The sequence below is a fragment of the Enterovibrio qingdaonensis genome (assembly GCF_028683135.1).
In the GTDB taxonomy this organism is placed as follows: domain Bacteria; phylum Pseudomonadota; class Gammaproteobacteria; order Enterobacterales; family Vibrionaceae; genus Enterovibrio; species Enterovibrio qingdaonensis.
Genome location: NZ_JAJUBB010000010.1, coordinates 144,623 through 158,586, shown reverse-complemented (window position 1 = coordinate 158,586; position 13,964 = coordinate 144,623). Strand labels below are relative to the sequence as shown.

The window sequence follows — 13,964 nt, the reverse complement described above, 5'->3', positions numbered from 1 at the left end:
CATATGTCTTATCCTAGAGTCTTAATTACTACCTACCACCAAGCATTTTTGGTAAAAGGTGGCGGTGAGCATGAAATGTTCTCGATAGCAGGTGCATTGAAAGAGCAGGGTTTGATTGCTGATATATATGGTCCGTATAGTCGTTCTATCGAAAATTATGATGCAATTCTTCACTTCTCTGTTCATGGGGGAGGTTTAGAGCTTCTCGAATATGCGAATAAGTATAATAAACCTATTTTTCTTTGGCCAAATGTTTGGCTGACAGAAAAAGACCTCGGTTCCTTAGACATGATAGCCCGCTTCGTAGAGATATCACATAGGTTACTGTTCAAGTCTCAGTCAGAGATGGATAACTTTTGCACATATTTTCCGGAAGTTAGTGATAAGTGTTATCGAATTAGTGTTGGTGCAGATCCGTCGTATCTACAGTACTCTACGCCTGACTTATTTTCATCCTTACAGGGACAAAATAACTACGCTATTTGGTTCGGAATAATTGAACCTAACAAAAACCAGCTAAATGTTGTTCGCGCTATGAAAGGCACAGGAACGAAGCTGGTTTTAGTTGGTAATTGCAGGGATCAAGAGTATCTTGATCGTTGTGTAGATGAAGGCGGAGATGATTTAATCGTACTACCAAGCCTTCCTTATCGTTCTCAATTAGTTCGCTCTGCCTTATCTGGTGCAAAGTTCTATATTGAAGTAGGGCATGAACCTCCAGGTCTGTCAGCGATAGAAGCAGGGCTTAGTGGGTGTAACTTGGTCCTAAGTGATTCATCTTGGTCCAGAGAGCATTTCGGCTATCAAGCTATCCTAGTAGACCCAAACGATATCACCTCCATAAAGAATGGAATTGAAAGAGCACTAACATGCGAGCGTGAAACTAGCGATTTGGTATCTAGTCTTAGAAAGTATTGCTTGCCCGATTCTATTTCTCCATTATTGGAAATGTTGGAGGATACAGTATGAGACTATATTTAATTCGACATGGTTACTCCGTAGCAAATAATGCCAAATTGGTTACAGGAGACAAGACTGATCCACTGCATCAAATAGGGTTATCTCAAGCGGCAGAAGTATCTGAATGGATTAAAAATGTCATTCCATCAGAGAAGGTAGATCTCTTTGTGACGAGTGATTGGAGAAGGGCAAATCAAACGGCACAGATCCTTTTCCCAGAAGCTACTTGGGTTGTGGATCCAGCTTTAGGTGAAACAAATGCAGGCTCAGTAAAAAATCTGCCATTGAGTGAATTTATTGATCTGAATCCTAGGTTTTATCATTCGAATGATAACAAATACCCTGATGGGGAGAGCCATGCACAGCTTAATGTTCGTGTTATAGATTGGCTAAAAGACCTCGTCGAAGGCTACCAGGGGAAAACAGTCGTGGCTGTTGTTCATTCAGGTCCCATTAGTTGTATTTTACAAGAAGTTTGTAACGTTGATATGTCACATTTCCCAGCGTTCTTACCAATGAACTGTTCGGTATCCAGAGTCGATTATTCGTTAGACTCTTACGGCGCGTTGAATTCTAGATTAAAATACTTCTCAGCTTGTCCCAACAAAGTACTTAGTGATAATTGTTAAATATGAAAGTATTTGCGTTACAAAGACAATCTCATGTAGCACAAGGTGTAGCGTCATTGTCAGTATCGGCGCGTGTTACTGAAGTATTAGAATACTTACAAGAAAATGAACAAAACTTCACGTTTATTTCATTAGCCGAAGATGATCCTCTATGCCTTTCTGCCTTAAACTGGGCTGACGTTCTTATTCTAAGTAAGCATAGCTCAACAGAAGCGATTACCATTGCAAAAACGGCCAAACGTCTTGGAGTTAAAGTTGTCTACGATATAGATGATTGGATCTTCTCTTTTCCAAACTATAGTGGTGGTGGAGCACAGAATGATAAATTAGGTAACATTTCAGAGCTTATTGAATTGTCTGATAGCATAACAGTAGCTAATGCGATACTTTTCGATAGATTGAAAGATAAATATAAAAAGATCTACTTGGTTCCTAATGGAATGTGGGTTGAGAAGTATACCAAATCTGTTGTTAAACCTAATAGCCGAGAAGATCGACGACCGAAAATTGTTTTTACTAATGCTGACCTCATAAAAATGGAGTCAGCGAAGGACTCATTGTTTTCAGCTCTGCAGGTGTTTTTCTCTAAAAATAAACACTTTGTGTTAGACTTCTATGGGGATCCTTTTCCAGAAATACCGTCACTCCCATTTCTCCACTATACAAATCGCATGCCATATGATTCGTATATGCGAGCACTGATTCGTGGAAGGTATAGCTTTTCAATTTCACCTCTTGGTGCTGAAGAAGACCAGGATTCACTGGCTTTTAATGAGTGCAAGAACCCATTTAAATATCTTAATTATGGTGCTGCCCGAGTGCCAGGTATATATTCATCTTCAACAATTTACAAAAATTGTATAGAGGATAACGTGAATGGCTTGCTCATAGATAACGATTATAAATCATGGCTAGATGCCCTCAATACTCTCGCCAATAATCATAAGTTGCGAGATCTAATTCGTGAAAATGCTTATGAAGATGTGATGAATAATTATCATATTCGTTTCAGTGCGAAGGCATTGCTGAACATTCTAAAGAATCAAAATGAATACTGAGAATAGAATTAAGGTTCTGCATGTATACAGAACATATTTCCCAGATCCACCTGGTGGTCTTCAGGAAGCGATTAAGCAAATATGCTTAAGTGTAGAGAATTTTGGTGTGGAATCAAAGATTTTCACATTGTCTCCTGAGCCTAACCCTAGGTCTATCAAGTTGGAGGAAGGCGAGGTAATACGTGAGAAATCAATCATCAATATTGCTTCATGTGACATAGGTGGATTTCGAAGCTTTCAAAAATTTCGAGAGCTAGTTGAATGGTGTGATATTGTACAGTTGCATTTTCCTTGGCCATTTGCAGATATTCTAAATTTCCTTATCCCGAAGGGAAAGCCTACTTTAATGACATACCATTCTGATATTGTGCGTCAGAAATTTCTAGGAAAACTATACAATCCATTAATGAACCGCACGTTAAGAAGTGTTGATTGTATAGTGGCTACATCTCAAAACTATGTCGACTCTAGCCCAGTGCTAAGTAGAGAAGAGTTTAGGTCGAAAACAAAAGTTGCTCCATTATGCCTAAAGGATAGAGTTATAACTGAAGGTGGTTCTGGAAAACATGAAGTCTTGGCTAAATATGGATTAGAGGAAAATAATTACGTTTTAGCTTTAGGTGTTCTTCGATATTACAAAGGCTTTCATACGTTAATTGAGGCAGCAAAGTACTTAAATACAACCATTGTTATCGCTGGTTCCGGGCCAGAATCGGAAACACTTAGGTTACAAGTTGAAAAACTAAAATTAAGTAATGTTGTGTTTACAGGTCAGGTTGAAGAAGACGAAAAGCATGTGCTAATTCAAAATTCTATATTGCTTACACTACCCTCACATTTACGTTCAGAGGCGTTTGGCGTTGTACTCATCGAAGCTCTAATGCATTCTAAACCATTAGTGACATGCGATATAGGTACTGGCACATCATTTGTAAATAAACATCAAGAGACAGGGTTAGTCGTGGAGCCGGAGAATCCAAAAGCCTTGGCTCAGGCCATTAACAGTATAGTTAGCGATATGGACATGTTGTGTGAATATCAAAGCAGTGCAAGAAAAAGGTACGAGAACTTTTTTTCAAGCCAAGCAGTGTCACAACAATACATGAATATCTATCATTCTATCCTAAAGACTTAACGGCTTTGCAAGTGAGACGACGACAGGGCTTCTGGCAATCTTAGAATAGAAAACGTTGTCAGAAGGCTGTTCTTACTATTTGCTAAAAGTTAAAAATTAGTTATTTGAGATGCTATGCATAATAAAAACATACTACCTATCATTTTAGCCGGTGGATCTGGTTCTAGGCTTTGGCCACTTTCTAGGACAAAGTACCCAAAGCAGTTTCTTTCGCTTATTGATAACCAAACAATGTTGCAGAATACTATTTCTCGCTTGGATGGTATAAAACATCTAGATCCGCTCATTATTTGCAATGAAGAGCATCGTTTTCTTGTTGCCGAACAATTACGGCAAATAGAATGCGTGCCTAGTGGAATTATCTTGGAGCCAATGGGACGAAACACAGCTCCAGCTCTGGCTATCTCGGCACTAAAAGCCATTGAAGGTGGGGATGATCCTTTGCTATTAGTTTTAGCGGCCGATCATGTTATTAAAGATCTTTCCAAATTTTATCAGTCAATCGATAAAGCGGTTTCCGCTGCATCTAAGGGTAATCTTGTTACTTTTGGAATTGTACCTGATGCGCCAGAGACGGGCTATGGGTATATTAAGAGAGGTGAAATAGTAAAGGGTTCGGGATTTGTAGTAGAAGAGTTTGTTGAAAAGCCTTCGTTAGATGTAGCGCAATCATATCTTGATGATGGAAACTACTATTGGAACAGCGGCATGTTCCTGATCAAGGCTTCAAAATACTTGTCAGAATTAGCAGAGTTCCGACCGGATATCTTGGAAAGCTGTAAACTCTCATTATCTTCGTCAACAAAAGATCTCGATTTTATACGCCTACAAAAAGATGTATTTTCCAAATGTCCTGATGATTCAATTGACTATGCAGTTATGGAGAAAACCAAATCGGCTGTTGTTGTGCCAATGTCAGCAGGTTGGAGTGATGTTGGGTCATGGTCTGCCCTTTGGGACGTCAATGAAAAAACGCAGAATGGTAATGCTATACGCGGTGATGTTATCGCTGAGAGCACGTTAAACAGCTATATATATGCAGAAAATCGACTGGTGGCGACAGTTGGCGTCAACGACCTTGTCGTTGTCGAGACAAAAGACGCTGTGCTAATTGCGGATAAAAATAAGGTTCAAGACGTAAAAGAAATCGTAAATCGTTTAAAGAAAGAAAACCGAAAAGAGCAGAGCCAGCATCAAGAGGTGTATCGTCCTTGGGGAGTGCATGACGAAATCGCGAGCGGTGAGCGATACCATGTAAAAAAGGTAACCGTTAAACCTGGTGAGAAAACTGCAGTCCAGATGCATTATCATCGTGCAGAGCACTGGGTCGTAGTCTCGGGTACGGCTAAAGTTCGTAATGGAGATAAGAGTTACGTGATAAGCGAGAACGAGTCAACTTACATCCCCGTTGGTGCAGAGCACTCTTTCGAAAATCCAGGTAGAGTGCCACTCGTACTTATTGAGGTACGCACCGGTTCTTACTTAGGCGAAGATGATATTATTCGAATCGATCCAGTTGGTGAGGGGTATTAATGAACCAACTAACGTGTTTCAAGGCTTACGATATTCGTGGGCAGCTAGGTACTGAGCTAAATGAAGACATTGCTTATCGTGTTGGTAGAGCCTTTGGAGAGTTTTTAAAACCAAAGAAAGTTGTAGTCGGTGGAGACGTACGTTTGACCTCTGAGAGTCTAAAAGCAGCTCTTTCAAAAGGTCTAATGGACGCGGGAACAGATGTCATCGATATAGGTATGACGGGCACTGAAGAAGTCTACTTTGCTACGAAGTATCTGGGTGTTGATGGTGGTGTTGAAGTTACTGCTAGCCACAATCCTCTTGATTACAATGGAATGAAGCTTGTTCGAGAGGATGCTAAGCCGATCAGTGGTGACACTGGTTTAAGAAGCATACAGAAACTAGCTGAAGCCAACGATTTTTCGCCTCCAGAGAGGATAGGTAGCTTAACCAAAGTTTCGAACCTCGAAGCATATGTTGAGCATATACTGACATATGTCAACTTATCCAACATGAAACCAATGAAGCTCGTTGTTAATTCAGGAAATGGTGCTGCAGGGCATATCATAGATGAAATCGAAAAACATTTTTTAGCAAAAAATGTCCCGATTGAGTTTGTTAAAGTTCACCACGCTCCGGATGGACACTTCCCTAATGGGATTCCGAACCCACTGTTACCTGAATGTCGCGAAGACACGTCTAATGCAGTTATCGCGAGCAACGCCGCGATGGGAATTGCATGGGATGGGGACTTTGACCGCTGTTTTCTATTCGATGAAAAAGGCCAGTTTATAGAGGGTTACTATATTGTCGGCTTACTGGCAGAAGCGTTCCTCAAGAAGACACCTGGAGGCAAGATTATCCATGATCCGCGACTAACGTGGAATACTGTGGATGTTGTTCGTTCCGCAGGTGGTGAACCAATAATGTCGAAAACGGGCCATGCTTTTATCAAAGAGCGTATGCGGGAAGAAGATGCGGTTTATGGTGGCGAAATGAGCGCGCACCATTACTTCCGTGATTTTGCGTATTGTGATAGTGGAATGATTCCATGGTTGCTTATAGCCGAGTTGCTATCAGTTAAACATCTTAAATTATCAGAAGCCGTGTCAGAAAGAATCTGTGCATACCCTTCTTCTGGTGAGATTAATTCAAGGATAGACGAACCTGAGGTTGCTATCGAGCGAGTGTTTAAGCATTTTGAATCACAAGCTACTTTAATCGACAAAACTGATGGTTTAAGCATGGAGTTTGAAGATTGGAGATTTAACTTACGTTGCTCAAATACTGAACCATTAGTTAGACTAAATGTTGAGTCTAGGGGTGATCGTGATTTGATGGATAGTAAAACGAAAGTACTTTTGTCGCTACTTAAAGCTAGTTGATATCAATAAAAAGTTTGCAGTGTCAAGTAATAAATAAAAGGAAATAAGGTATGGAAATCACAAAAGAATTTTTTGAAAATGTAAACTTGGCATATGCGGGTTTTTTTGACCATCATGAACTCGATGATGACGTTTTGACAATTGGTGGTTGGAGTGTGTTATTCACTGAAGGAAATAGTATTCCTAAGAAAATATACATACTATTTAATAACGAAGTTATTGCGACTAGCGAAGAATTTAATGTCAACCGAGATGATGTGAAAGTTGCACATCCTGAAGCTCCATTGAACTGCGGTTTTACTATTGAAATAGACAACAGTTTCAAAGATAAGTTGGATTATTTGGAAATATTTGTGGAGTCAGATGATTTCCTCTATCAATTAAATAAATTCAACGGTTTTCTTTCTCAGGTTGAAATAAGTGGAAAGTGCAACTTAAGATGTCCACAGTGCCCTGCAGTAATGAATGGTTTTCATAATAAGATACTATCCAAAAATGATCTTGATTTAATAGAGCCACTTTTTCAACAGGCAAGGAATATATGTTTTGATGGTTTCGGAGAAGTTCTCTTAACAAAAGAAGAGGATCTGGAGTATGCATTTTCAAAAATACCATATAGTAAAGATCTAAAATTCCATACTAATGGAATGTTGCTTAATAAGAGAATTGATTTGATACTAGATAACTCATTACCTCTCAGACAAATTATAGTAAGTATTGACTCTTTATCAGATGATTTATATCCAGTTCTAAGGAAAGGCGGAAAGTTATCGGTAGTTTTGGATAATGTTAAGTTATTGAAGGAAGCAAGACAAGAAAGGGGGCAAAGGTTCCCTATTATTATACCCAATATGATAATCCTGAACTCCAACTATAAAGAAATAAGAGACTTTATAGATCTAGCAAGCACTCTGGACAATAAGCTTGAACTGATTCATTTGTATGACTTGGAAAAGATGGATGACGACAATAGTGATTTCATGTATGAAAATGAAAAGGTTAAACACAATCTTAAAGATTACAAAAAAACCTTAAATGAATCACTGGAGTACGCAAAAGAAAAAGGAGTAGAAGTTTATTTTAGCGGTTCAGTCACTTCTGAAGATGAGGCCGAGAGTGAAGAATATATCGGTGAGAAACGTGAAGTAAAAGAGTGCCACTACAAATCAAATGGAAGATGCCTTCAGGCAGATGGCAAATTTATGTTTTGTGTTTGGCAAACTAGCCCTGTTTTTGACTGGAAAAAAACAAATAATGTCGATCCGAGCAAAAACCCAAGAGCTAGGAAAGTAATGGAAATGTTAGAAAATAATGAGATTCCCTTCGAGTGCAGTACGGCAGGCTGCCCATATGTTTATGGAAGGGAGTCAAGTGAAGTTAAAGACGAGCAAGTAATTTTTGTAAAAGGTGGTTGGAGTGCGACTAAAGCATAATGAAATCAAAGAATACTTATTTAGTATTTCTGAAGAGGTTTCAACAAATAATATTAAAGCACCTTGTATTTTGCACCTATTATGGTCGATTTATGATGTTAATTTCAAAAATGCGTTCCCAATTGAAAATGATGAAAGTAAGCATTACTTTCTGCATTGGGCTTTAGTCAATATAAGTAATACTGGTGTGTTTTATGGAAATGAAATAAAACACACCTTATACACATTAAATCACAAGATTGACGCGCAGGTTTTGCGACAAAAAATAACACCGCTCCAATTGATGATTTTCAATCAAAGAGAAGACTTGAAAAGTGTATTTCCAAAAGTTACGGGAGAGGATGCTCCGAGGTTTTGGGCATGGTGGATCGAGCATGGTTTTAAAGAATATGGGTTTGATAGTCCATTTGATAGTTTTGATGAAAATTTGGCTATTGCGGATATCGTTGATTTTTTTGATTCGATTAAAATATACAACTATTTAAACCAATGTTACCTTGAAAAGATTTATGAGTCTTTGCATGTTAATTTCCGTAGAGATAATGAGAGTCTCACACCGTTCATGATTCTTCTTTGGAAGGCAAGAGGTGACCTAAATAGACAATTTGAAGATATCTATTTTTCAAGTAAGAAAGATTATGTTAACTGGTGGAGTGAACATGGGTCTAGTTGCTATGAAAAAGTTTTTAATATTTCCTATGATAACGCTACGATAACAGCTAAAAATGCAGAAGTACCACTAAAAGTAGACAAGAATGTAGCCATTATTGGACATGCAACGGGAGTGTTAGGGCTAGGTGAAGATGCTAGACTAATATCGAAAAGTTTAGAATCAGTAGGTATTCCCAATAAATTATACTCATCAAATAGCAACGCTAATTTTTCTAAAGAAGATAACGTTAATAATGTGGGTATATTAGGTGAATATGAAAAAGGATACTATGTTAATTTATTCCCTATTCCTGCAAATGACATCATAGATATTCTAATGAGATTTGGGTTAGAGCCATTCTATGGCGCAAAATATAATATTTGTGTTGTTCAATGGGAGCTTGAATATTTCCCGAAGGAATATGAAATAATTAAATATTTGATGGATCGAGTATGCTCTATTTCCACGTTTGCTGCAGATGCAATTGGTAGAACGCTAAAAGAAAATGTAAGTGTTATTCCATTACCTTTCAACACTGAAATTAAGCCAATACCATCAGTCAATAAGTGTTCCCCATACACATTTTATTTTGCGTTTGATGGGAACTCTTTTATATCACGAAAAAATCCGTTATCTGTAATCACTTCTTTTCAAAATGCTTTCACAAGTAATGAAAATGTAGAGTTAGTCATAAAAGTTATGAATAGCACTTGTGGAGACTTGTGGAATGAGTGCTTAAGAAAAGCTAGCATCGATAAGCGCATAACAATAATTGATAAGATGCTATCCAAACAAGACTATATGACTCTAGTTGAGAATATAGATTGTGTTGTTTCTTTACATAGAAGTGAGGGTTTTGGTCGGATAATTGCGGAGTCCATGCTTTTAGAAAAACCAGTAATAGTGTCAGATTATTCTGGAAATACTGATTACAATTCAGATGAAAATTCGTTTCTAGTACAAGGTGAAATGGTTCCACTATTCGAAGGTGATTATCACTTATATCAAGGGAATAATTGGTTTGAGCCCAGTGTTACCGATGCAAGCGAAAAGATGCAATTTGTTTACAATAACCAGGAAATAGCGAAAGAAAAAGCTAAGTTAGCACGTGAAGTAATACTGACAAATTACAACTTCATGACTTGTGGTAGTAAAATACGAAAAGTTATTGAAGAGATGATTATAGATGAAAGTGGATTATTTGATTCGGAATTCTACTCTTCTAAATATGATGTTTCTGAAAACCAATTGGTACATTATGTTGAGTCTGGTGCATCAAAATTTCTAGATCCCTCAGAAGGTTTTAGCACGAGCTATTACGTAAGTGAATACCCAGATGTAATCCAGACCGGAATGAATCCTCTAGCTCACTATATACTCCATGGAAAAGCAGAGGGGAGACGGTGTAATAGGACAGTTTTTGTTCCTGACTCCTCTCATGTGCCAAGAAAAAACGACGGCATGATATTTATTTCTCATGACGCGACTAAAACTGGTGCCCCTCTTGTAGTATTAGACTTGTGCAAGGAGTACGCTAAGAAAGGTGAAGAGTTTGTAGTTGTTTTGATGGCTGGCGGAGAGTTGCAGGCGGATTTCGAAAAATTAGCTCCAGTAATAAATTTGGATATACCCCTATTCAATAAAGATGTGTATGTTCCAATTGAAGTTATGACACTTTTTAGTGATTTAGCATCCAAAGGTTATAATCAGTGTATTGCTAATAGTGTTCTAAGTGGCTTTTTGCATGAGTTTCTATCAGTTAATTGTATAAATACGACTTATTTAGTACACGAAATGCCAGAGCTCATTGATGATTTTAACTTTACTGAAGCAGCGAATAATATTGCGAATTCAAACTGTGGACTTATCTTTTCCACGAACTTAGCGGGTGAGCTTTTCTGCCGAAACTATGCAAAGAAACAAAGAGGCTACGAAGTGTTCCCTCAAGGCGTTTCTAATAGCATGATCTTCAAAGGTGATATAGTAGAAGCTAAAAGTGATATTTTGACAGCGATAGGATGTACAAATCCTAATGCTAAAATTGTCCTCGCTGCAGGTTTGGCACAGGATAGAAAGGGAACTGATTTATTTATTGAAGTCGCCGAAGCTTGTTGTAAAGAAAGAGACGATATTGAGTTTATTTGGTTGGGAAACAAAGATAAAAAATATACTGATTGGTACGATGATATTTACCCTAGCCTAGAACACAAAGAACATCTTCATTTCATAGACTTTATTAGTGACCCGTCAAAGTTTTTTGGTGTAAGTGATGTCTTCCTACTTACGTCAAGAGAAGATCCCTTACCCGGAGTTGGGCTTATTTCGCTTAAAAATAAATTGCCATTGGTTATGTTTGAAGGAACTGGCGGGATTCAAGAATATATAACTATAGATAATGGGAAACTCATAGATAAGTTTGACACCACTCAGATGGCTAACACTGTAATTCAAATCATTGATAATGGTCTAGATATTGTTTCCAATACTGACATTAATACCAATGAAGAGTATTTTGACAAAGTAATGACTACAATAGGATATGAATCTAGCACAAAAGTATCTGTGGTTGTACCAAATTACAATTATGAGCAGTACTTACCTGAAAGACTAAATTCCATAATCAATCAGAAACATAAAGTAAATGAGATCATATTCTTGGATGATTGTTCTACTGATGATAGTGTTGAAGTCGCCAAGCAGATCTTGTCAAGCTCCGGCATCAGTTATCAAATAGTAGAAAACCAAGTTAACACTGGTGTATACCGTCAGTGGCTTCGAGGTCTTAAATTAGCGAAAAATGACCTAGTATGGATTGCAGAAGCAGATGACTTTGCGGATGATGACTTTTTAGAAAGCCTAGTTTTCATGTTCGATACACATGAAAAACTAGGATTGGCTTATTCTCAATCAACGATAGTTGATGAGAGTGGTAAGATCGTTTCAGAAAACGTACGATTCCATACAGACGCGATCGACGAAGATAAGTGGAACGTTAGCTACGTCAATGAAGGTTCACGAGAGATAGAAAGCGCACTTGTTTACAGAAACACTATACCTAATGTGAGTTCGTGTCTGATAAACAAGAACTATCTGGAGGGAATTGATGTTGAGTTACTGAAGTATAAATACTGCGGCGATTGGTACTTATATAGCTATATATTGAACAAATCAAATATTGGCTTTTGCCATAGAAGTCTAAACCACTTCCGTAAGCATAGTAGTAATGTCACCACTACAAATACATACCGAGCAGAATATCTTAATGAAGTACTTAACATTAAGAATTACATATACTCTATTGCAACCGTTTCTAAGCGTATGCACGATAAAATGAAAAATATTTTTGAAACTGATTTTGTGAACGCCAATCCAAACAAGAATGATATTAAGCATAACATTGATAGAGAGTTATCTGATTTGGAAAAACAAATGACAAAAACGCTATCGCTAGTAACTTTCAATAAGGAATTCGGCGGTAGCGAAGTTATGTGGTACGATTTAGCTTGCTCGCTCGAAAGCAGCAGCTTGAGTCTTTCCGTGCTATGTCCATATGGATTGCTTGATAGCAGGAAAAAGCATACTTTAAGGAGTAAGGGAGTAGAAGTCCTCGAAACTAACTCTTTGTCTGTTGAGGATCTAGCAAGCCTTTGCCCAACTTACGTCTTGTTTTCAATAGGTGACCACAATGACGGGGGCGAATATTTCGAGTATTGTAAAGATAATAAAATAGACTATGTAATAATAAACCAATTAGTTAAAGAAGACATGTGGATAACTGACAGTTCTCAGTTAAAACTTATATTTGATGGCTATAAGAATGCAAAAAAAACCTTCTTTACCTGCAATAATAACATAGACATTTTTAACGCAAAAATGGGTGAAAAGCTTACCAATTCGGAAGTGCATTTTAATCCTATATCTATAAAAAGAGATGACTATGTAGACTATCCTGAAGTGGTAAAAGATTACCACTTGGCTTTTCCTGGTCGGCTTCTGACAATCCACAAAGGACAAGATCTGCTTCTTAAAGTTTTGTCTGATAAAAAATGGAAAGACAGGAACTTAGTCGTTAATTTCTACGGAATAGGTCCTGATGAATTAAGTTTAAAGGCATTAGCTGATGAGTATAACCTTAGTAATGTCAACTTCTGTGGATACTTAAGTGATGTTAGGAAAATATGGGAATATAATCACGCATTTATCCTCACTTCACATATGGAAGGTATTCCAATTGTATTGCTCGGAGCCATGTTTGCGGGTCGTACCGCAATTGTCACTGACGTCGGTGGTAACAAGGAAATGCTAAAAGATAATCTAACAGGCTTTATTGCTGAATCTCCTACTGTAGAAAGTATAGATGCAGCGTTAGAAAGAGCATGGGACATGCGTGGCAGTTGGAAAGTAATGGGACAAAACGCGCGGAAAGATGTAGTGTCCTTATATCCGGCTAATCCCATTGAGTACTTTAAAGAAACATTGGAAAAGGCACTAAAATGGTAGTGGGAGGCGGTCAGTTAGCAAAGGTATTTGCTAACTTTTCACACGACGATAGCGTTTGTATTTTCGCAAGTGGAGTTTCAAACTCCGCTTGCCTACTGGAGTCGGAGTTTGAAAGAGAAAAAGCACTATTGCTAGAAAATCTTCATAACAGCAGGAATAAAAAGTTCGTTTACTTTAGTAGTTGTGCGTTATCACCTGACGATTATATGCTCAATGCTTACTATGAGCATAAAAGTAAGATGGAGTTGTTGATAAAGGAGAATAGTGACAATTACTATATTTTCAGAATTCCTCAACTGTTCGGTGATTTGATTTTACATAAAACAATAGTGAATTTTATTTATAAGGCTATAGTACATAACCATAAATTCAATGTTTATAACGGTGCCTTTAGATACGTAATTGAAATCGAAGATTTAAAAGAGCTTGTTTGTAAGTTTATAGCGATTTCCGAACCTAATATAGTAATAGACTTCGCGAACCCTTACAGATACAGCGTTTTGGATCTTGTAAGATCTTTTGAGAAAGTTCTCAAAACTACAGCAAGTTACAACTTGGTCGATAAAAACGACTCATACATTTTGAATTTGTCGGCGATGGACGAATTTGTGAAGGATAACAGTTTGGATTTTTCCTTTGGTGAAGATTATTTTGAAAGGAAAATTGAACAAAAAATATCAGGTATGGTCTAGTGTTT

Annotated in this window: 9 protein-coding genes; all 9 read left to right on the top strand. The window is 37.7% G+C overall.

Annotated features, from left to right (window positions below; translation table 11 throughout):
• Positions 1 to 3: 3 nt before the first annotated feature.
• Entirely contained in the window at positions 4 to 969 is a 966-nt protein-coding gene (locus LRP49_RS15010) for a glycosyltransferase (RefSeq protein WP_274143116.1), read from the top strand.
• Positions 966 to 1,589 (top strand): histidine phosphatase family protein, encoded by a 624-nt coding sequence (locus LRP49_RS15005; protein ID WP_274143115.1) that lies wholly within the window; start codon positions 966 to 968, stop codon positions 1,587 to 1,589. The genes LRP49_RS15010 and LRP49_RS15005 overlap by 4 nt, the downstream gene beginning before the upstream one ends.
• A 2-nt stretch (positions 1,590 to 1,591) precedes the next feature.
• Positions 1,592 to 2,647, top strand: a complete 1,056-nt coding sequence (locus LRP49_RS15000) for a glycosyltransferase family protein (protein ID WP_274143114.1) — start codon at positions 1,592 to 1,594, stop codon at positions 2,645 to 2,647.
• The gene (locus tag LRP49_RS14995; RefSeq protein ID WP_274143113.1) at positions 2,637 to 3,782 is read left to right on the top strand and encodes a glycosyltransferase; all 1,146 of its coding nucleotides are present in this window, start codon (positions 2,637 to 2,639) and stop codon (positions 3,780 to 3,782) included. The genes LRP49_RS15000 and LRP49_RS14995 overlap by 11 nt, the downstream gene beginning before the upstream one ends.
• Before the next feature lie 114 nt (positions 3,783 to 3,896).
• On the top strand, positions 3,897 to 5,315 hold the full coding sequence (locus LRP49_RS14990; protein WP_274143112.1) for a mannose-1-phosphate guanylyltransferase/mannose-6-phosphate isomerase: 1,419 nt from the start codon (positions 3,897 to 3,899) through the stop codon (positions 5,313 to 5,315).
• On the top strand, positions 5,315 to 6,682 hold the full coding sequence (cpsG, locus tag LRP49_RS14985) for a phosphomannomutase CpsG (RefSeq protein WP_274143111.1): 1,368 nt from the start codon (positions 5,315 to 5,317) through the stop codon (positions 6,680 to 6,682). Before LRP49_RS14990 ends, cpsG begins: the two co-directional genes overlap by 1 nt.
• A gap of 50 nt (positions 6,683 to 6,732) precedes the next feature.
• Positions 6,733 to 8,115 carry a radical SAM protein gene (locus LRP49_RS14980; protein ID WP_274143110.1) on the top strand — a complete coding sequence of 461 codons (1,383 nt, stop codon included), beginning with the start codon at positions 6,733 to 6,735 and terminating at the stop codon, positions 8,113 to 8,115.
• Positions 8,099 to 13,267 carry a glycosyltransferase gene (locus tag LRP49_RS14975; RefSeq protein ID WP_274143109.1) on the top strand — a complete coding sequence of 1,723 codons (5,169 nt, stop codon included), beginning with the start codon at positions 8,099 to 8,101 and terminating at the stop codon, positions 13,265 to 13,267. Before LRP49_RS14980 ends, LRP49_RS14975 begins: the two co-directional genes overlap by 17 nt.
• On the top strand, positions 13,261 to 13,959 hold the full coding sequence (locus LRP49_RS14970; RefSeq protein ID WP_274143108.1) for a Rossmann-fold NAD(P)-binding domain-containing protein: 699 nt from the start codon (positions 13,261 to 13,263) through the stop codon (positions 13,957 to 13,959). The genes LRP49_RS14975 and LRP49_RS14970 overlap by 7 nt, the downstream gene beginning before the upstream one ends.
• The last annotated feature ends 5 nt before the right edge of the window (positions 13,960 to 13,964 follow it).